1 protein-coding gene is annotated in these 457 nt (G+C 64.8%); it reads right to left on the reverse strand.

Features of this window, described 5'->3' with window-relative positions; genetic code table 11:
* Positions 1 to 457, reverse strand: a 457-nt coding sequence (locus EN964_RS37050; RefSeq protein ID WP_127277635.1) for an MFS transporter, incomplete at both ends; no start/stop codon positions are given.

Consider the following 457-nt stretch of genomic DNA (forward strand, 5'->3'; position numbering starts at 1 on the left):
CACCCATGGCGAGTGCGCCGATGGCGAAATGCAGCGTGCCCATCAGCGCCGACGCCGTGCCGGCGATCTCGCCATGCTCTTCCATGGCCAGCACCGAGGTGGTCGGGATGACCAGGCCGAGAAAGCCGTAGCCGACGAACAGCAGGGCCGCCATCACGTCGAGCCGGTCGACGCCCGTCGCCATGATCGCCAACAGCACCACCATCGTCGAGGCATAGCCGGTCACCGCGACGCGCACCACGCGCCTCAGGCCGAAGCGCTCGGCCAGCAGCCCCGTCATCTGCGACATGCCGATGAAGGCGACCGCGTTGATCGAGAAGAACACGCTGTAGACCGAAGGCGACAGCCCGTAATGGTCGATCAGAATGAAGGACGAGCTCGACAGATAGACGAAGAAGCTCGCAATGCCGAAGCCGGCGATCGCCACCAGGCCAAGGAAATTGCGGTCGCCCATCAG

This window comes from Mesorhizobium sp. M7A.F.Ca.CA.001.10.2.1, assembly GCF_003998575.1.
GTDB lineage: Bacteria > Pseudomonadota > Alphaproteobacteria > Rhizobiales > Rhizobiaceae > Mesorhizobium.